General features: G+C 72.7%; 17 protein-coding genes, 1 pseudogene and 1 riboswitch (1 of these 19 only partly in view). Of the genes and pseudogenes, 9 read left to right on the top strand and 9 right to left on the bottom strand.

The window, feature by feature from the left end; all coding sequences use genetic code 11:
- The 4 genes from D471_RS35305 to D471_RS0120185 form a co-directional block, all read right to left on the bottom strand.
- On the bottom strand, positions 1 to 977 hold a 977-nt coding region (locus D471_RS35305), incomplete at its 3' end, for a J domain-containing protein (protein WP_017600298.1).
- 67 nt (positions 978 to 1,044) lie between these two features.
- Positions 1,045 to 1,845, bottom strand: a complete 801-nt coding sequence (locus tag D471_RS0120195) for an NUDIX hydrolase (RefSeq protein ID WP_017600297.1) — start codon at positions 1,843 to 1,845, stop codon at positions 1,045 to 1,047.
- A 113-nt stretch (positions 1,846 to 1,958) separates the two neighbouring features.
- Positions 1,959 to 2,363, bottom strand: a complete 405-nt coding sequence (locus D471_RS0120190) for a type II toxin-antitoxin system VapC family toxin (protein WP_017600296.1) — start codon at positions 2,361 to 2,363, stop codon at positions 1,959 to 1,961.
- Positions 2,356 to 2,619: a type II toxin-antitoxin system Phd/YefM family antitoxin gene (locus D471_RS0120185; RefSeq protein WP_017600295.1), complete on the bottom strand. Its 264-nt coding sequence runs from the start codon at positions 2,617 to 2,619 to the stop codon at positions 2,356 to 2,358. Before D471_RS0120185 ends, D471_RS0120190 begins: the two co-directional genes overlap by 8 nt.
- A 162-nt stretch (positions 2,620 to 2,781) precedes the next feature.
- On the opposite strand from D471_RS0120185, the gene ruvC reads away from it, so the two are divergent.
- The 6 genes from ruvC (at position 2,782) to D471_RS0120155 (ending at position 9,220) form a co-directional block, all read left to right on the top strand.
- Positions 2,782 to 3,330, top strand: a complete 549-nt coding sequence (gene ruvC, locus D471_RS0120180; protein ID WP_026127900.1) for a crossover junction endodeoxyribonuclease RuvC — start codon at positions 2,782 to 2,784, stop codon at positions 3,328 to 3,330.
- A 45-nt stretch (positions 3,331 to 3,375) separates the two neighbouring features.
- The gene (gene ruvA / locus D471_RS0120175; RefSeq protein ID WP_017600293.1) at positions 3,376 to 3,987 is read left to right on the top strand and encodes a Holliday junction branch migration protein RuvA; all 612 of its coding nucleotides are present in this window, start codon (positions 3,376 to 3,378) and stop codon (positions 3,985 to 3,987) included.
- A 21-nt stretch (positions 3,988 to 4,008) separates the two neighbouring features.
- On the top strand, positions 4,009 to 5,097 hold the full coding sequence (gene ruvB, locus D471_RS35300; RefSeq protein ID WP_017600292.1) for a Holliday junction branch migration DNA helicase RuvB: 1,089 nt from the start codon (positions 4,009 to 4,011) through the stop codon (positions 5,095 to 5,097).
- Between the two features lie 290 nt (positions 5,098 to 5,387).
- Positions 5,388 to 5,753 (top strand): preprotein translocase subunit YajC, encoded by a 366-nt coding sequence (gene yajC / locus D471_RS0120165; RefSeq protein WP_017600291.1) that lies wholly within the window; start codon positions 5,388 to 5,390, stop codon positions 5,751 to 5,753.
- Positions 5,754 to 5,848: 95 nt separating this feature from the next.
- Positions 5,849 to 6,403, top strand: coding sequence for an adenine phosphoribosyltransferase (locus tag D471_RS0120160; protein WP_017600290.1), 555 nt, complete (start codon positions 5,849 to 5,851; stop codon positions 6,401 to 6,403).
- Between the two features lie 639 nt (positions 6,404 to 7,042).
- The gene (locus tag D471_RS0120155; RefSeq protein WP_017600289.1) at positions 7,043 to 9,220 is read left to right on the top strand and encodes a RelA/SpoT family protein; all 2,178 of its coding nucleotides are present in this window, start codon (positions 7,043 to 7,045) and stop codon (positions 9,218 to 9,220) included.
- Between the two features lie 112 nt (positions 9,221 to 9,332).
- Here D471_RS0120155 and D471_RS0120150 read toward each other — a convergent pair whose 3' ends face one another.
- From D471_RS0120150 to D471_RS0120135, 4 genes are all read right to left on the bottom strand, one after another.
- Complete coding sequence (locus tag D471_RS0120150; protein WP_017600288.1) at positions 9,333 to 9,800, bottom strand: nitroreductase/quinone reductase family protein; 468 nt, start codon at positions 9,798 to 9,800, stop codon at positions 9,333 to 9,335.
- 80 nt (positions 9,801 to 9,880) lie between these two features.
- The gene (locus D471_RS0120145; protein WP_017600287.1) at positions 9,881 to 11,074 is read right to left on the bottom strand and encodes an acyl-CoA dehydrogenase family protein; all 1,194 of its coding nucleotides are present in this window, start codon (positions 11,072 to 11,074) and stop codon (positions 9,881 to 9,883) included.
- Positions 11,075 to 11,150: 76 nt separating this feature from the next.
- Entirely contained in the window at positions 11,151 to 12,413 is a 1,263-nt protein-coding gene (locus D471_RS0120140; protein WP_017600286.1) for a CaiB/BaiF CoA transferase family protein, read from the bottom strand.
- Between the two features lie 8 nt (positions 12,414 to 12,421).
- Positions 12,422 to 12,805 carry a DUF3870 domain-containing protein gene (locus tag D471_RS0120135; protein WP_017600285.1) on the bottom strand — a complete coding sequence of 128 codons (384 nt, stop codon included), beginning with the start codon at positions 12,803 to 12,805 and terminating at the stop codon, positions 12,422 to 12,424.
- A gap of 215 nt (positions 12,806 to 13,020) precedes the next feature.
- Positions 13,021 to 13,135, top strand: a riboswitch (SAM riboswitch).
- A 58-nt stretch (positions 13,136 to 13,193) separates the two neighbouring features.
- Here D471_RS0120135 and D471_RS0120130 point away from each other — a divergent pair.
- The 3 genes from D471_RS0120130 to D471_RS0120120 all read left to right on the top strand — a co-directional run bounded on the left by D471_RS0120130 (position 13,194) and on the right by D471_RS0120120 (position 15,996).
- Positions 13,194 to 14,531, top strand: a complete 1,338-nt coding sequence (locus tag D471_RS0120130) for an aminotransferase class V-fold PLP-dependent enzyme (RefSeq protein WP_017600284.1) — start codon at positions 13,194 to 13,196, stop codon at positions 14,529 to 14,531.
- Between the two features lie 215 nt (positions 14,532 to 14,746).
- Entirely contained in the window at positions 14,747 to 15,463 is a 717-nt protein-coding gene (locus D471_RS0120125) for an SAM-dependent methyltransferase (RefSeq protein ID WP_026127899.1), read from the top strand.
- Positions 15,454 to 15,996 carry a DinB family protein gene (locus tag D471_RS0120120; protein ID WP_026127898.1) on the top strand — a complete coding sequence of 181 codons (543 nt, stop codon included), beginning with the start codon at positions 15,454 to 15,456 and terminating at the stop codon, positions 15,994 to 15,996. Before D471_RS0120125 ends, D471_RS0120120 begins: the two co-directional genes overlap by 10 nt.
- A 31-nt stretch (positions 15,997 to 16,027) precedes the next feature.
- Here D471_RS0120120 and D471_RS35295 read toward each other — a convergent pair.
- A pseudogene (locus tag D471_RS35295) lies at positions 16,028 to 17,859 on the bottom strand (primosomal protein N') (it continues 285 nt past the right edge of the window).

Genomic DNA, 17,859 nt, shown 5'->3' with positions numbered 1-17,859 from the left:
CGGGCGAAGGCGCGCAGCCGCCGGGGCAGACGGCCCGCGGTGACGTACTCGACGCAGCGGGTCGCCATGAAGACGTCGGTGGTGGGTACGGCGGGCTTCCGGTCGATCACCTCGGGCGGGTACAGGTCCTTGCGGTGGGCGACCATCGCCGGGATGTGCGGTGCCGTGCGCGCGGCGTGGAAGGTCACCGAATAGCACCAGTCGATGAGGACCAGGCCGTGCAGCTCGGGGTGGATCAGCACGTGCTCGGGCACGACGGCGCCGTGCACGACACCCGCGCGGGAGGCGTCGCCGACCGCGACCAGCAGCCGCCGCCACATCCACGCCGCGTCGCGCGGGTCGATCCCGTCCGGGTAGGCGCGGCGCACGTCGGCCAGGCTGTGGAAACCCCGGAGCCGCCGGAGGACGTTGCCGCGCCGCTCGACCCCGGTGGCCGCGTCGCGGTGCCGGATCTGCTCGACCAGTTCGGGGTGGAAGGCCCGGTAGCGCTCATGGCCCTCCTCCCGAAGCCTGCGCAGGGCCGTCGTCTCGGCCATGAGCAGGTCGTTGTCGCGGTGGGACCGGGGCAGTTTGAGGACCGCCTCGTGCCACGCGCCGCCGTCCTTGTAGCGCACCTCGTGCAGGTCGGCGACGTCACCGCGCGCCAGCGGACCGGATCCGCGCCGCACGTGGTAGGTGTGCGCCCTGGTGGCCAGGGTGAGATCGGCCAGGCCCAGGTCGCCCTCGACCAGGTCGCGGTAGCGGGACCAGCCCTCGGTGAGCCGGGTGAACGCGACGGCGGCCTCGGCGGACCGTCCGGCCGGGGCGCGGTCGGGGTGGACCAGACGGGCCAGGCGGCGGTACTCCGCCGTCGCGGCCGGAGGAGGGGTGCCGCCGCCCTCGGGTACCGGGCCGAACAGGGTGGTCGGGTCGTCGGCCAGCGCGAGGGCGCGCAGGGCCGCGTCGAAGGGGGCGGTGGCGTCCTGGTCCGTGCTCATCTGCTGCCCTTCCGGGACGGGGGTTGACGACGGCGCGGGGACGGGGCGCGCGGAGGAGGTCAGCGGTTCACTGGGCGCCGCGGAGCAGGGGCGGGTGGAGCACGGCCGCGCCGCCCGCGCGGTAGAGCCGGGGCCGCCGCCCACCGCCGGACCCGCCGCGGTCGGCGAGCTCTCCGGTGTCCTCGACGAATCCGGGCGTGGCGAGGATCTTGCGGTGGAAGTTGGCGTTGTGCAGCCGTGTGCCCCAGACCGCCTCGTACACCTCGCGCAGCGCGGTGATGGTGAACGCGGGTGGCAGGAACGCGGTGGCCAGGGCGGTGTACTCCAGCTTGGAGCGGGCGCGCTCGACGGCGTCGGCGACGATCCGCGCGTGGTCGAAGGCCAGCGGCCGGCCGGACCGGGCGCCGTCGCCGTGCCCGAGTTCGCTCCAGGGCACCCACTCCGCGGCGTCGGTGCCCCGGCCGACGTGGGGTTCGGGCAGGCCGGGGGCGAGCAGCAGGTAGCCGACCGAGACGATGCGCATGCGCGGGTCGCGGTCGCGCGCGCCGTAGGTCCGCAGCTGCTCCAGGTGGAGCTCGGAGGGCAGCGCGGTCTTCTCCGACAGCACGCGCAGGGCGGCGTCGGGCAGGTCGGGGTCGGCGGGTCCCTCCGGTCCGTCCACCGCCCGGACGAACCCGCCCGGCAGGGCCCACCAGCCGCGCTGCGGAGGCGCCGAGCGGCGCGTCAGCAGGACGCACGGTGTCCCCGCCCGAATCGTGAGGGCCGCGACGTCCACGGTGACCGCGGTCGGCGCGAACGCGCGCGGGTCGTAGCCGTCGAGGAACCGGCGTTCACCGTCGTCGTGCGGTGGGGTTCCGCCGGTCTCCATGGGTCCTCCCGTTATTCTCAAGTTGAGTTTTTCTCAACTTGAGATGAATCTAGCAGGGAGTCCGGTCGGCGTCCACCCCTTTCCCGGCGGGCGAGGCGGAGCGGGTGGGGGGTTCACACCTCGACGACCTCCAGGGCGTCACCGAGTCCTTTGAAGTCGTCCACGTTCCGTGTGTAGAGGGGAAGGCCCCGAACGGAGGCCACCGCGGCGATCATCAGGTCCATCCGGCGTGGTTTCGGGCTGCGGTTGGCCGCGACGCTCAGAGCCACCAACGTCCCGTAGCGGGCGGCTGCCTCCCCGTCGAACGGCAGGGGCGCGAAATCGACCGCCGCCGCCTGGAGCCTCTCCGTGCGCTTCGCTCTCGTGACCGGGTCCTTGGCCATGGCGACCCCTTGGTGGAGTTCAGCCATCGTCACCGACGTGATCTCGGGAAAAGTCGGCAGTATCGCTGGGTCGAGGGTGGCGAGGTCGATGAGGGCGCAGGTGTCCAGCACGCCGGACTCGTGGTGTTCAGGCATCGTCGTCCTCTCCGATCCTGTCCTCTCCGTCGAAGAACTCGTCGGCTTCGGCTCTCATCTCGGCGTAGTCCACCTTCGCGAGCCGCCGGTGACGTTCCACCAGCTCCTGTGCGCTGAGTCTGCGCTTGCGGGGGATCGGTCGCACCTCGGCGACCTCCACTCCGTTGCGAGTCACGTGAAAGGTCTCCCCCGCCTCTACGGCGTCCATGACTGCGGCGGCCTTGTTGCGGAACTCCCGCTGAGAGATCGTCTTCATGCATCTAGTGTAGCTCTGTGTGTCTCGGTGTGCTACACATTTTCTCCGTGCGTTGCGACAGTGGGGGAACGCATCGACACACCCGCGCGGACCGGCGCCGGGTGACGGTGTCCGCGGCTAGCATGGTGCGAACGAACGTTCGAGAAGGTGAGGGTGGAACGCGTGCGCGTGGTGGGTATCGACCCAGGGCTGACCCGGTGCGGCGTCGGAGCAGTCGAGGGATCCATCGGCCGACCGCTCGCCCTCCTGGGGGCCGACGTCGTCCGCACCAGCGCAGACACCGACCTGCCCCAACGCCTCGTCGCCATCGAGCGCGGTATCGAGGACTGGCTCGACCAGCACCGGCCCGACGCCGTCGCCGTCGAGCGCGTCTTCGCCCAGCACAACCTCAGCACCGTCATGGGCACCGCCCAGGCCAGCGGCATCGCCCTGCTGTGCGCCGCCCGCCGCGGCCTGCCCGTGGCCCTGCACACCCCCAGCGAGGCCAAGGCCGCCATCACCGGCAGCGGCCGCGCGGACAAGGCGCAGGTCGGCACCATGGTGGCGCGTATCCTCAGACTCGACGGTCCTCCCAGACCCGCCGACGCGGCCGACGCGGTCGCGCTCGCCATCTGCCACATCTGGCGGGGCGGCGCCGACGCCCGAGTCGCCCAGGCCAAGCAGGACTTCGCCCGCAAGGTGGAACTGGCGCGCCGCAATCGCGCGCGGTGACCCCCGCTCCCAGGAAGGAGAAGGGCGCCCCGGCGCCCGCACGAGATGATCGCGTTCCTCACCGGCCGGGTGGCCGCACGCGGCGCGGACACCGCCGTGATCGACGTCGGCGGGGTCGGCATGACCGTGCGGTGCACCCCCGCCGCCCTCTCCGGCCTCCACGTGGGCGAGACCGGGACCGTCGCCACCAGCCTCGTCGTCCGAGAGGACTCCCTGACCCTCTTCGGGTTCGCCGACGAGGACGAGCGCCAGCTCTTCGAACAGCTCCAGACCGCCTCCGGCGTCGGCCCGCGCCTGGCCCTGGCCATGCTCGCCGTCCACAGCCCGTCGAGCCTGCGGCACGCCGTGGCCACCGAGGACACCGCCGCCCTCACCCGCGTGCCCGGCATCGGCAAGAAGGGCGCCCAGCGCATCGTCCTCGAACTGCGCGGCAAGCTCGACGCCCCCGTCCTCACCGGCGGGACCCCGACCACCGCGCCGGAGGCGGCCGAACCGAACGGCGCCTGGCGCGGTCAGGTCGTCTCCGGTCTGGTCAACCTCGGCTGGTCGGCCAAGGACGCCGAGGCCGCCGCCTCCGCCGTCGCCGCCGAGGCCGAGGACACCACCGACGTCTCCGTCCTGCTGCGCAGCGCCCTGCGCAAACTCAGCCGCGCTTAGCACGCCCTAGGAGTCCCTCCCATGCACGAACGCGACGCCGTGTCGCCCGACGCCCACGGCGACGAACGCCAGATCGAAGGCGCCCTGCGGCCGCGGGGGCTGGACGAGTTCGTCGGCCAGGAGCGGGTCCGCGAACAGCTCTCCCTGGTGCTGCGCAGCGCCCAGCGGCGCAACCGGGCTCCCGACCACATCCTCATGTCCGGCGGCCCCGGACTCGGCAAGACCACCCTCGCCATGATCATCGCCGCCGAGCTGGGGGCCCCGCTACGCATCACCTCGGGCCCGGCCATCGAACGCTCCGGCGACCTCGCCGCGGTCCTGTCCACCCTCCAGGAGGGAGAAGTCCTCTTCCTCGACGAGATCCACCGCATGGCCCGACCCGCGGAGGAGATGCTCTACGTCGCCATGGAGGACTTCCGGGTCGACGTGGTCGTGGGCAAGGGGCCCGGCGCCACCGCGATCCCGATCGACATCGCGCCGTTCACCCTGGTCGGGGCCACCACTCGGGCGGGCATGCTGCCCGCGCCGCTGCGCGACCGCTTCGGGTTCACCGCGCACATGGACTTCTACACCCCCGACGAGCTCGAACTCATCCTCCACCGCTCGGCGGGCCTGCTCGGGGCGCCCCTGGACGAGGACGCCGCCCGCGAGATCGCCGGGCGCTCCCGCGGCACCCCCCGGATCGCCAACCGGCTCCTGCGCCGCGTCCGCGACTACGCCGAGGTCCGGGGGGACGGCACGCTCTCCCTGGACACCGCACGATCCGCCCTGGAGCTGTACGAGGTCGACGCGCTCGGCATGGACCGCCTCGACCGCGCCATCCTCGACGTGCTCCTGCGTCGATTCCGGGGCGGCCCGGTGGGCCTGTCGACGCTCGCGGTGTCGGTGGGGGAGGAGGCCGAGACGGTGGAGGTGGTCGCCGAACCCTTCCTGGTCCGCTCCGGCTTCCTGGCCCGCACCCCGCGGGGCCGGGTCGCGACCCCGCAGGCCTGGGCGCACATGGGACTGACGCCGCCACCGGACGCCGCGTTCGGCGCGGCCGCGTCCGCGGCCACCAACGGATCCTCCCCGAACGGCGGCGCCCCGGCGAGCGGCCCGGCCCAGCCGTGATCGCGGTTCTTCGGGCCCGTGGCCGTGGGCCGGCCGACCGTTGCGCCACCGAGCCCTGACCGTGGGATCACGGTGACCGGCGCCACGTAAGCTGGAGGTATCCAGCCATGCGGGGGCCTCGGTCCCCACGTGTCGTTCGACACCAGCGGAACGCGCGGGCGGTCTGAAGCGTTATGGACTGCGGGTGCGGTCCGTGACGCGACGTCCGGGTCGGCACGATGAAGGTGGTCGTCGCGGTTGCGAGCCGACAACGGTCGGCCACACGACGAAACGTCAGGAAGGACGCCCCAGTGCAGGGCATTTACACTCTCGCCGCCGAAGGAGAGCCCACCGGGGGCCTCCTGAACATGATTCTGCCGTTCGCGCTGATCCTCCTGGTGTTCTGGCTGCTGTTCTGGCGGCCGAACCAGAAGCGGCGCCAGCAGGAGCAGCAGATGGTGAGCGCGCTCGTCCCCGGTGTCGAGGTCATGACCAAGGCGGGTATCTTCGCCACCGTCGTGGAGGTCCACGAGCAGGACGTCCTGCTGGAGATCTCCCCGGGCACCCGCATCCGCATGCTCAAGGCCGGCGTGGGCGAGGTCATCACCCCCGCCGCCGACGACACGCCTGTGGAGGACCGTCCCGACTTCGGCGACGACGACAAGCCCAACAGCTGACCACGGCCACACCGGCCACACGTTCCCCGGTACCGGCCCCGACCAGGGCCGGTACCGGCGTGTTCGGCCCCTGGATGAAGAAGGTCCCACCGCCCATGTCCCACGATTCGGCGACCGCCGGCACCGGCCCGCTCCTCGGCATGATCCGGTCCCACGTTCGCGACGTGCCCGATTTCCCGCAGCCCGGGGTGCTGTTCAAGGACATCACACCGCTGCTCAACGACCGGGAGGCCTTCGGGGCCACCGTCCACGGGCTCGCCGACCCCTTCAGGGCGGAGGGTGTGGACCACGTGCTCGGTCTGGAGGCGCGCGGCTTCATCTTCGGCGCCCCGGTCGCCCTCGCGCTGGACGCGGGCTTCGTTCCCGCGCGCAAAGCTGGGAAACTGCCCTCGGATACCATCGGCCAGGCCTATGATCTGGAATACGGCACCGCGACCGTGGAGATCCACGCCGACGCGATCCCCGCGGGCAGCCGTGTGCTCATCGTCGACGACGTGCTCGCCACCGGCGGCACCGGCAGGGCCGCGGTGGAACTCGTGCGCAAGGCGGGTGGTACGGTCGTGGGATTCTCCGTCCTGATGGAACTCTCCGCGCTCCAGGGACGCGAGAAGCTGTCGGACGTGGAGCTGCACAGCCTCCTGTCGGTCTGACCGGGGACCCCCGACGCGTGTGCCCGCCCGCACGGGAATGCGCGACGAATCCCTCCGCGTTGACGGAAGGACCCAGTCCTCACCGCACCTCGCCCGCACGGGGACGCCATCACCGGACGCGGCACGTTCGGTGATCCTCGCCGTACCCGTACCCGTGCCGCGGTGGTGCACGACCCGGGCGCCGGCGGCCGGACGGCCTCTCCGCTCACGCGGGACCACGGACACTAGACTGGTGGGAGAGGTACCGCGGCGGCCACGTTCAGCGACTGGCCCTGACAACACGCACGTGCACCGGGCGGGCGTCGGCGACGGCGTCCACGTGACCGGGTGGATCCGCGGGAGGTAGGCATGCCAAGCGAAGTGGTTTCGACCGGGGCGGTACCGGACCGTGGCGAGCGTCCGGAGGCCACCGGCGAGCGGCGCCCCGGCATGCCGGGAGGGCACGCGGACGGCAGCGGTACGTCGGCCGCGCACAGACCACAGGGGGACCGCCCGGAGGGCGCCGCGACCGAAGCGGCGCCCTCCGACGTCTCCGAGGCGGGCTCAGACGGCCCCCAGGGGCCGCCCGGCTCCACCACGCCCTCCACCGTGCGAGTCCGCAGAAGGCTCGCCCGACTCGGCGCCCAGCGGGGAGTGACGATGAACCCGGTGCTCGAACCACTGATCAAGACCGTGCGTGCCACCCATCCGAAGGTGGACGTCCGGCTCATCGAGCGCGCCTACGAGGTGGCCGCACACCACCATCGCGACCAGAAACGCAAGAGCGGCGACCCCTACATCACCCACCCGCTCGCGGTCGCGACCATCCTCGCCGAGCTGGGCATGCAGGAGGCCACCCTGGCCGCCGCCCTGCTGCACGACACCGTCGAGGACACCGAGTACTCCCTCGACGAGCTGCGCGCCGACTTCGGCGACGAGATCGCCGAACTGGTCGACGGCGTCACCAAGCTGGACAAGGTCAAGTACGGCGAGGCCACCCAGGCCGAGACCGTCCGCAAGATGGTCGTGGCCATGGCCCGCGACATCCGGGTCCTGGTCATCAAGCTGTGCGACCGCCTGCACAACATGCGCACCCTGCGCTACCTGCCGTCCCGGGCCAAACGGGAGAAGAAGGCCCGCGAGACCCTGGAGATCTTCGCGCCGCTCGCCCACCGGTTGGGCATGAACACCATCAAGTGGGAACTGGAGGACCTGGCCTTCGCCACCCTCTACCCCAAGCGCTTCGACGAGATCGCCCGCCTGGTCTCCGAGCGCGCCCCCCGCCGCGACGTCTACCTCCAAGAGGTCATCGAGGCGGTCTCGGGGGACCTGCGCGAGGCCAAGCTCAAGGCGACCGTGCGCGGACGACCCAAGCACTACTATTCGATCTACCAGAAGATGATCGCCCGCAACTGCGGCTTCGACGAGATCTACGACCTCATCGCCGTACGGGTCCTGGTGGACAGCGTCCGCGACTGCTACGCGGCCCTGGGAACCATCCACGCGCGGTGGAACCCGGTCCCCGGGCGGTTCAAGGACTACATCGCGATGCCCAAGTTCAACATGTACCAGTCGCTGCACACGACGGTCATCGGTCCCTCGGGCAACCCGGTCGAGCTCCAGATCCGCACCCGCGCGATGCACCGCCGCGCCGAGTACGGCATCGCCGCGCACTGGAAGTACAAGGAGGACCGGGGCTCGGGTGGGGAGCCCAAGGCCAAGGGCACCTCCGACATGCAGTGGTTGCGCCAGCTCATCGACTGGCAGCAGGAGACCAAGGACCCGGGCGAGTTCCTGGAGTCGCTGCGCTTCGACCTGTCGGTGCAGGAGGTGTTCGTCTTCACCCCCCAGGGCGACGTCATCTCCCTGCCGCAGGGCGCCACCGCCGTCGACTTCTCCTACGCCGTGCACACCGAGGTCGGCCACCGCACGGTGGGCGCCCGGATCAACGGCCGCCTGGTGCCGCTGGAGAGCGAGCTGCACAACGGCGAGACGGTCGAGATCCTCACCTCGAAGGACCCCCACGCCGGGCCCAGCCGCGACTGGCTCAACTTCGTCAAGAGCGCCCGCGCCCGCAACAAGATCCGGCACTGGTTCACCAAGGAGCGTCGCGAGGCCGCGATCGACCGTGGCAAGGACGAGATCGCCAAGGTCATGCGCAAGCAGGAGCTGCCGGTCAAGCGCCTGTTCAGCGGTGAGGCGATCATCGCCCTGGCCCGGGACCTGCGCTACGCGGACGTGGACTCGCTCTACGCCGCCGTCGGCGAGCACCAGGTCAGCGCCCAGAGCGTGGTCAGCAAGCTCGTCGACTCCCTGGGCGGTCTGGAGAGCCACACCGAGGACATCGCCGAGTCAGCCCTGCCCACGAAGGCGGTGACGCGTCGCCGCCACCCCGGCAACCCGGGCGTGGTCGTGGAGGGCGACGCCGACGTGTGGGCGCGCCTGTCCAAGTGCTGTACGCCGGTGCCGGGCGACGGGATCGTCGGCTTCGTGACGCGCGGCAACGGCGTCTCGGTGCACCGCGAGGACTGCGTGAACGCCTCGACGCTGGACACCGACCGCATGGTGCGGGTGGAGTGGTCGCCCACCGAGGACTCGATGTTCCTGGTGGCGTTGCAGGTGGAGGCGCTGGATCGGTCCCGACTGCTGTCGGACATCACCCGGGTGCTGTCCGACCAGCACGTCAACATCCTGTCGGCGACCGTCCAGACCAGCCGCGACCGGGTGGCGCAGAGCCGGTTCACCTTCGAGATGGCCGACCCCGCCCACCTGGGCAGCGTCCTACGGTCGGTACGCGGCGTGGACGGCGTCTACGACGTGTACCGCGTCCGGAACTGAGGCTGTGCCCGCCTTGGGCCTCCGCTGCGCTTCGGCCCGGGGGACCGGGGGCCGGGGCCCTCACCGCGGCGAGTGCGGCGAAGGCCCCGGCCCCGTGGACGGGCGCGGACGCTCAGATGCGGATCGTGGTCGACCGCACGATCTCGAACACCGGGTGGCGGTCGGCCTCGGCCGCGAAGGCCTCGTCCGGCGCCTCCGGCGGGGCCTCGAAGTACGGACCCACGACGAACGCGCGCGGGTGGTCCAGGTACTCGCGGAGCACCGGGGCCGCCTCGTCGGGACCGAGCTCACGCACGCTGGCCAGCTCGATCCACCCGCCTTGGCGCAGGGTCGCGAACCCGTCCTTGCGCAGGTTGCGCACCCAGTCGACCGCCCCGTAGGGCGCCACCAGGTACCGGCCCCGGTCGCTGTCCAGCACGCTGACCGGGGTGGTCCGCAAGAACCCCGACGTGCGTCCGCGCGTCGTCAGCAGGTGCATGTCGGGCGGGCACACCCCGTACTTGACGAAGCCGCTGACGAAGGCGTTGGCGGTCCGCCGCACCCGCGTCATCTCGAACCGCTTCGTCGGCTCGTTCACCATCTTCCGCAACTCCCTCAGTCGGATGCTCCCCATTGTGGTGGTTGTGGGGGACTGTCGGCACCCGAGTACCGCTCCGCGCGTCAGCGGAACGCCGAGACACCCGTCACGGCCTGCCCGATGCTCAGCGCGTGGATCTCCTCGGTGCCCTCGTAGGTGGCCACCGTCTCCAGGTTCACCATGTGCCGCATCACCGGGTACTCCAGGGTGATGCCGTTGGCGCCGTGGATGGAGCGCGCGGCGCTCGCCACCCGCTGTGCGGCCGCCACACACGAGAACTTGCCGAAGCTGACGTGGTTGTGGTGGCAGTTCCCCTCGTCCTTGAGACGGCCGATCCGCAGCGCCGTCAGGTTGGCGTGGTTGACGTCCACGACCATGTCGGCGAGCTTGCGCTGGGTGAGCTGGAACCCGCCGATGGGACGGCCGAACTGCTCGCGGGTGGTCGCGTACTCCAGCGCCGCCTCGTAGCAGGCGCGCGCGGCCCCGGCCGCGCCCCACACGATCCCGTAACGGGCCTCGTTCAGGCACGACAGCGGCGACCCCAGCCCCCTCGACCCGGGCAGGAGCGCGTCGGCGGGCAGCCGCACGTCCTCCAGCACCAGCTCGGAGGTGATCGAGGCGCGCAGGGACAGCTTCTTGTGGATGACGTTGGCGGTGAAGCCGGGCGTGTCCGTGGGCACGAGGAAACCGCGGATGCCGTCGTCGGTGGCGGCCCAGACCACGGCCACGTCGGCGACCGACCCGTTGGTGATCCACATCTTGGTGCCGTTCAGCACCCAGTCGGACCCCTCACGCCGCGCGCGGGTGCGCATCGAGCCCGGGTCGGATCCGGAGTCGGGCTCGGTCAGACCGAAGCAGCCGATCGCCTCGCCCGCCGCCATCCGCGGCAGCCACGCGTTCTTGTGCTCCTCGGAGCCGAACTTGTGGATGGCCGCCATGGCCAAAGAGCCCTGGACGGACACGAAGCTGCGCAGCCCGGAGTCGACCGCCTCCAGCTCGCGGCAGGCCAGCCCGTAGGCGACGGCGCTGGAGCCCCCGCAGCCGTACCCCTCCAAGTGCATGCCCAGCACCCCCAGATCGCCGAAGGCCTTGGCGAGGCCTCGGGGGTCGGGCAGGGTGCCCGCGTCGAACCAGTCGGCCACGTTCGGCAGCAGTTCACGGGAGGCGAAGCCGCGCACCGCGTCGCGGACGTCCCGTTCGGTGTCGGAGAGCGTGGCGTCCACCGCGAGGAAGTCGTGCGGGTCCGGGGCGGAGGCTTTGCGCTGGGTCTCGCTCATGGGTGGGTGTCCCTTCGTGGTTCTGTGTGCTTCCAGCGGTGGTCGGGTGCGCGGTTCGACTCCGCGCGGGAGAGCGTCAGGGCAGGTCGGGCTGCTGGACGGCGCCGCGCTTGACCATCGCGTCGATGAGCCCGTCGTCCAGGCCCAGTTCGGTGAGCAGGCTCCGGGAGTGCTGGCCGAGCAGGGGCGGGGCGGTCAGCGGGGCGGGCGTCCCCTCCAGCCGGAAGCCCGCACGGACCTGTTCGAGCGGTCCGACGGTGGGGTGCTCCACCGTGCGCAGGACGTCGTCCCCGCTGGCGTCGGCGGTGCGCAGCGCGTCCAACACACCGCGCACCCGCCCGGCCGGGACGCCGGCCGCCACGAGCGCGTCCATCCAGTGGTCGGCGGGACGGGAACGCAGGGTGCCCGACAGCTCCCCCACCAGCTCCTCCCGGTGCCCCACACGCCCGGGGTTGGTGGCGTAACGGGGGTCCTCGGCCAGGTCGGGCCGGTCCAGGGCGGCACACAGGCGCTGGTACAGGGCGTCGTTGCCCGCCGCGATCACGATGTCGGCGTCGGCCGTCGGGAAGACCTGGTAGGGCACGATCGTGGTGTGCGCGTTGCCCATCCGCGTGGGCTCGGTCCCCGTGACCAGCGCCTGCTGGGTGAGGTTGACCAGGCCGGACAGGGTCGAGTTGATGAGTGAGACGTTGATGTTCTCGCCCCGGCCCGTGGCCCGCGCGCGCATCAGGGCACCCAGGATGCCCACGGCGGCGTTGAGACCGGTGAGGACGTCGGTGAGCGCCACCCCCACCTTGCTCGCCGGGCCCTCCACCGGACCGGTGGTGGCCATCAGGCCGCTCTCGGCCTGCACGACGATGTCGAAACCGGGACGCGTGGCGGGCTCGTGCTCGGGGCCGAACCCGCTGACGGAGCAGTACACGACCGCCGGGTTGCGGACGCTCACGTCGGCGTAGCCCAGGCCCAGGCGGTCGATGACCCCGGGGCGGAAGTTCTGGATCACCACGTCGGAGGAGGCGCACAGGTCCTGGACGGCGGCCAGGCCGTCGGGGTCCTTCAGGTCCACCGCGAGACTGCGCTTGTTGCGGTTCACCGACAGGAAGTAGGCGGCCTCCCCGGGGCCGTGCTGGTCGGGACGGGTCCCGGACGCGTCCGCCCACGGCGGGCCCCAGGCACGGGTGTCGTCCCCGCGTCCGGGCTGCTCGACCTTGACCACCTCGGCGCCCATGTCGGCGAGGAGCATCGTGGCGTAGGGCCCCGCCAGGACGCGGGACAGGTCGGCCACGCGCACCCCGGCCAGCGGCAGGGGAGCGGTGGGTTCGGTGTTGGTGTCGGACACGGGGCCGCTCACTCCTTGGCGTCGACGTCACCGGGCAGCTGGTCGCCGTCCCGCAGCTGGTAGTAGGTCTCCAGGCAGCGGCGGAGCGCGGTGGTGAGGGCGGCGCCGGACTGGCCCGCGTACCGCGTCTGCACCCGCTGGACGATCTCGGCGATGTCCTCGGTCACCGAGGCGCCCTCGACCAGGGCGCGGAAGAACTGCTTGGCCAGGTCGGTGAGGAGCGTGGTGTCCGCGGCGACGATCCTGTCGTCGGCGGTGTCCACGGCGAGCACGACGCCGAGCCGCTGGTACTGGGAGTGGCTCGCCACCGTGTCGGGAAGACGGGCGTAGCCGGAGATCAGGACAACCCTGGGGTTGCGGAAAAGCTGCTGGATACGGTCGTCGCCGTGCAAGGCAAACACACCTCTCGCTCGCGGGCATGCGAAAACTCCGATGCTCTGGAGTCTCGCGCCTGGAGGGCGACCGGGGAAGCCGGACACCCGCGGCGTGAGGGCAGGCGGGACCAGTATGTCCCAGCCTCCGTGCCGGGTGTCAAGCGGGGGTGTGTCCGGGCGCACACGGAGGGGTCGGTGTACGTCCCGCGGGGCCTGTGCTACCTTTCTGGCCAGGTCACGAGTGCCAGCGTCAAGCCCCGGCTTGCTGGCCGGCAACCCTCCTTCCGCGGTGGGGTGCCCCGGGTGAGGACCAGGTCCCGACACGACCGTGTCTGACAAGCGCGGACCCCGCCGATGTCGCCGTGAGGCGCCCCGTGGGTCCCCCGACCCACGAAAGAGGTGCATCTTGACCACGGTCCATCACATCCACTCCCTGCGTTCCCCCGAATCCCCCGAGTGCGCGATCGTCACGGCCGACACCGGCGTCCCCCTCGTCACCGGAGAGCGCGTCGACTACGCCAACTTCGACTACGCGGCCAGCGCCCCGTGTCTGACCTCCGTGGCCGACGCCCTGTCGGCCGCCCTGCCCTACTACGCCAGCGTGCACCGCGGCGCGGGCCACCACTCCCAGGTGAGCACGGACGCCTACGAGCGCGCCCGCCGCGGCGTCGCCCGCTTCCTGGGCGCGCGCACCGAACCCGCCGACGCCGTGGTGTTCGTGCGCGGCACCACCGACGCCCTCAACCTGCTGGCGCGCTCCGTCCCCGAGGGCTGCACCGTGGTCGTCTTCGAGTCCGAGCACCACGCGAGCCTGCTGCCCTGGGAACACCCCGCCTCCCGTGCGGGTCGGGTCGTGCGCCTGCCCCTGCCCGAGTCCCCCGAGGCCGCGGTCGCCGCCGCCCGTAAGGCCCTGGAGGAGGCCCCCGCGGGGCCGACCCTGCTGTGCGTGACCGCCGCCTCCAACGTCACCGGCGAGATCTGGCCCGTCGAGGACCTGGTCCGGGTGGCCCACGCCGAGGGTGCCCGCGTGGTCGTCGACGCCGCCCAGTACGTGCCGCACCTGCCCTTCAGCCTCGCCGCCACCGGCGCCGACTACGTGGCCCTGTCCGGGCACAAGCTCTACGCCCCCTTCGGCTCCGGCGTGCTGGCCGGGCGCGCCGACTGGCTGCGCGCGGCCACCCCCTACCTGTCCGGGGGAGGGGCCACCAAGCTGGTCACCGAACACGACGTCCAGTGGAACGACCTGCCCGCACGGCACGAGGCGGGCAGCCCCAACGTGCTGGGCGCCGTCGCCTTGGCCGCGGCCTGCGACACCCTCACCCCCGCCACCCAGGAGCTCCTGCACATCCGTGAGTCAGCGCTGTTGGAGCGCCTGCGCGCGGGCCTGGCCGGGATCGACGGGGTCCGCGAGCTGTCCCTGTGGGGGGCCGACCACGCGCGCGTGGGCATCGTGTCCTTCACCGTGGACGGGTTGCCCGCCGAACTCCTGGCCGCCGCCCTGTCCGCGGAGTACGGGATCGGTGTGCGCGACGGCCTGTTCTGCGCGCACCCCCTGACCCGCCGCCTGCTGCCCGAGGGGCACGCGCAGGCCGTCCGGGCGAGCCTGGGCGTGGGCACCACGACCGAGCACGTCGACCGGTTGGTCGGGGCGGTCGCCGACCTGGTGGCGCACGGCCCCCGGTGGGAGTACGCCGACTGCGACGGACGCCTGGCGCCGGTCCCGGATCCGCGCAACGTGCTGTGAGGCGGTGCGGGACCGGACACGGGAGTGGGCGCCCCGCTGCGGATCACGTCGCGATACCACCCAGACGGAGAAGCGGGGCGCAAATCACCCAACCCTGTGTGGCGGATCACGTTGCCGGGGGTAGCATCGGGCCCTGACGGTACGGCGCGTTGTGGACGATCCCGATCGGTGAGCCCGTGCGCCGTGCCTCCCGCGAGCGGACCGGCTGGGGGAGCATGATCGTGACGGACGTCCGAGGATCGAAGGCAGGCCCGCTCACGGCAGCCTCCCAGCGGCCGGACCCCGTACCGCTCCCCGGACGACAGCCAGGCGTCGTCGGCCTCGGCCGCCGGGCGCAGACATGGCTCCCCGACCCCCGCGCCGCCGACCACCTCCGCCGACACGAGCGCTTCCTCGGCAGGATCATCGACTACCTGTGCGCTGACGCCGGAGTCGACCAGTTCGTCGACTGGGGGTGCGCCGTGCCCGGGACGGGCACGCGTGTCCGGGAGCGCAGACCCGGCGCCGCGGTCGTGCACGTCGCCCCGTACGGGACGGCGGGTGTCCTCTCCAGCTCCGACACCGCGGTCCTGTCCGGAGACGGCGCCGACCCCACCACACTCCTACACCGCCTGCGGACCTCCGGCCACGTGGACCTCGACCGCCCCCTCGCCGTCCTCCTCACCCGCCCCCTCACCGCCGACACGTCCCCCACCTGGATCGACGGGCTGCACTCCCTGATGCGTGGCGGTGGCTACCTCGCCCTGACCTCCTCCGCGCCCCCCGCGGACACAGAGTCCGCCTTCGCCCCGTTCCGGCTCCTGGAACCCGGTGTCGCGGACATCACCTGGTGGCCCTATCCAGACGAGGAGGTGTCCGCCGAGGGCAGCGGGGTCCTCGGTGGACTGGGCCGGGCTCGGACACGGACGAGGGGGTCGTCCCGATGGCTGTGAACTGGACGGGGGAGACGCTGGCGCAGCTCCAGTTCTACTGGGACTACTCCCTGTGGCCGAGGCTGGAGGGCCTCACCGACGCGGAGTACCTCTGGGAGCCCGTCGCCGGGGCCTGGACGGTGCACCGGCTCCCCGACGGACGGTACGCGCCCGACGGGGCCGGGGCCGAACCGGATCCGCCACCGGTGACCACGATCGCCTGGCGGCTCGGGCACATCGTCGTGGACGTGCTGGAGACCCGGGTGAACTGGCACTTCGGCGACCGGACGGCGACCCGGGACACGATCGACTGGCCCAGCGGCGCCGACAACGCCCGCGCACGCCTGCACGCGGCCTACCGGGCCTGGTCCGACCACCTCCAGGAACTCGACGACGAGGCGATGGCCGCACCCGTGGGCGGCGCCGAGGCACCCCAGTGGGCGGACTTCCCCATGGTGGCGCTGGTCCTGCACCTGAACCGGGAGATCTTCCACCACGGTGCGGAGATCGCCCTGCTCCGCGACCTGTACCGGGCCGGGTACGGCCGGAGCTGACCGTCCTTCGCGCGGGGCCCCGACCGTGCCCTCAGACCACGTGCAGCGGATCCACCCGGACCTGGGCCAGATGCTCGTCGCGGCGCGCGCTACGGGCCGAGGCGGCCACCTTCAGCGACCTGGCCAGCGCTCCGACACCGCCACGAGGGACCCGGAGCAGGGCGCGCTCGGTCTGGTGGACGCCCTCCGCGGTCTCCTCCCTCGGGGAGCCCACGGGCACCGGCCCGAGGAGTTCGGTCCCCTCGGGCAGTTCGAGCTGGTCGAGCAGCTCGCGGACGTGCTCGGGGGCGCCGGTGACCGAGGCCATCGTGACCGCCGGGGGGAAACCCAGCTCACGCCGGTCGGCCAGCTCGCGTTCGGCGAACCCGGCCGGATCCCAGCGCACGAGCGACTGCACGACCGGTAGCGCCGCGTCGGCCGACACCACCACCGTTCCGCCGGGCCGGACCAGGGACGACGCGTTCAGCCAGCGTCGCAGCGCCTCCTCCGACGCCCGCAGGTCCAACCGGTTGAGCAGCGCCCACCCGTCCAGCAGCACGGCCGCCGCGTACCCGTTCTCGGCCGTGGGTTCGGCGCCGGGCGTGGCCACGATGATCGAGGGCCGGTCGGCGACCGCGGACAGCACCTCCTCCCGGCCGGACGTGCGCACCGTCAGCGAGGGGAAGGCGCGGCCCAACTCCTCCGCCGTGCGCCGGGCGCCCACCACGACCGCGCGCATGCGGGTCACACCGCACTCGGGACAGGCCCACTGCCCGGCCACCCGGCCGCACCAGCCGCACGAGGGCATCGCGTGCGAACCGCGCACGGCCAGTGGCCCCCGGCACGCGTCACACCGGGCGGGCTCACGGCACCCCGCGCAGGCCAGCGTGTTGAGGTAGCCCCGGCGGGGCACCTGGAAGAGCACGGGACCCGTCCGGGCCGCGTCCCGGGCCGCGCGCAGGGCCAGACTCGGCATCCGCGCCGACCGCGCCGCCTCGTCCCGGGCCAGTTCCCGGTCGTCTCCGGCGGCCCGCACGATCGGCGCCCGCCGCCGCAGGGTCGCCCGGTCCGCCGCGAGCGGACGCGCCCACCCCGACTCCACCAGCAGCTGGGCGTCGGTGGTACGCGTGTGTCCGCCGATCAAGGCCCCGGCGTCGGCGCGGTGCGCGCGCATCGCCAGGACCGTGCGGGCGTGGGGGTAGGGGGCGTGCGGTTCGGCGTGCACGTCGTCGCCGTCGTCCCAGAGCACCACCAGCCCCAGGTCGCGTATCGGTGCGAAGACCGCGGCCCGCGTGCCCACGACGACCCGGACCCGTCCGCGCAGGGCCCCCAGCCACCTCCGGTAGCGTTTGGCGGGCCCGAGACCGGCGGTGAGCGCCACATGGCGGCCCTCGCCGAGGCGGCGGATGAGCGCGGCGTCGACGGCCTCGACGTCCCGGCCGTCGGGCACGACGATGACCGTTCCGCGCCCTCCGTCCAGCGTCGCCCCGGCCGCGGCCGCCACGGCGTCCGCCCAGTCCGCGCCGGGGAGGGCACTCCACACCGCGCGCGCGGCTCGGCCCTCGCGCAGGGCCTGGAGGAAGGCGGACCCCTCGGGGTAGTCCGCCCACGGGCCCGGGTCGGCGTCCTCGTCCCGCGGCGTGTCCTCCCCCTCGGCCCCGGTTGCCCCGGCACCGGCCTCGGGCTCCCCGGACTCCTCCTCGGGGCTCTCCTCCCGTTCCACCCGGGCGTGGCGCGGGGGGACGGCCAGGCGCAGGACGTCGCTCAGCGTGCCCGCGTACCGGTCGGCGACGGCACGGGCCAGGCTGAGGACCTCCGGGGTCAGGACGGGCTCGGGGGAGACCACCGACTCCAGGTAGGCCAGGCGACCGGCGAAGTCCGAGG

Origin of the sequence: Nocardiopsis lucentensis DSM 44048 (assembly GCF_000341125.1) — a bacterium.
Taxonomy (GTDB): Bacteria; Actinomycetota; Actinomycetes; order Streptosporangiales; family Streptosporangiaceae; genus Nocardiopsis; species Nocardiopsis lucentensis.
This window is presented reverse-complemented; position numbering and strand designations above follow the sequence as displayed.

Coding starts and splice junctions, on each gene's coding strand:
- D471_RS0120195 (WP_017600297.1), bottom strand. CDS start 1,845: ATGGAGACCGGCGGAACCCCACCGCACGACGACGGTGAACGCCGGTTC.
- D471_RS0120190 (WP_017600296.1), bottom strand. CDS start 2,363: ATGCCTGAACACCACGAGTCCGGCGTGCTGGACACCTGCGCCCTCATC.
- D471_RS0120185 (WP_017600295.1), bottom strand. CDS start 2,619: ATGAAGACGATCTCTCAGCGGGAGTTCCGCAACAAGGCCGCCGCAGTC.
- ruvA (WP_017600293.1), top strand. CDS start 3,376: ATGATCGCGTTCCTCACCGGCCGGGTGGCCGCACGCGGCGCGGACACC.
- ruvB (WP_017600292.1), top strand. CDS start 4,009: ATGCACGAACGCGACGCCGTGTCGCCCGACGCCCACGGCGACGAACGC.
- D471_RS0120160 (WP_017600290.1), top strand. CDS start 5,849: ATGTCCCACGATTCGGCGACCGCCGGCACCGGCCCGCTCCTCGGCATG.
- D471_RS0120155 (WP_017600289.1), top strand. CDS start 7,043: ATGAACCCGGTGCTCGAACCACTGATCAAGACCGTGCGTGCCACCCAT.
- D471_RS0120150 (WP_017600288.1), bottom strand. CDS start 9,800: ATGGTGAACGAGCCGACGAAGCGGTTCGAGATGACGCGGGTGCGGCGG.
- D471_RS0120145 (WP_017600287.1), bottom strand. CDS start 11,074: ATGAGCGAGACCCAGCGCAAAGCCTCCGCCCCGGACCCGCACGACTTC.
- D471_RS0120125 (WP_026127899.1), top strand. CDS start 14,747: ATGATCGTGACGGACGTCCGAGGATCGAAGGCAGGCCCGCTCACGGCA.
- D471_RS0120120 (WP_026127898.1), top strand. CDS start 15,454: ATGGCTGTGAACTGGACGGGGGAGACGCTGGCGCAGCTCCAGTTCTAC.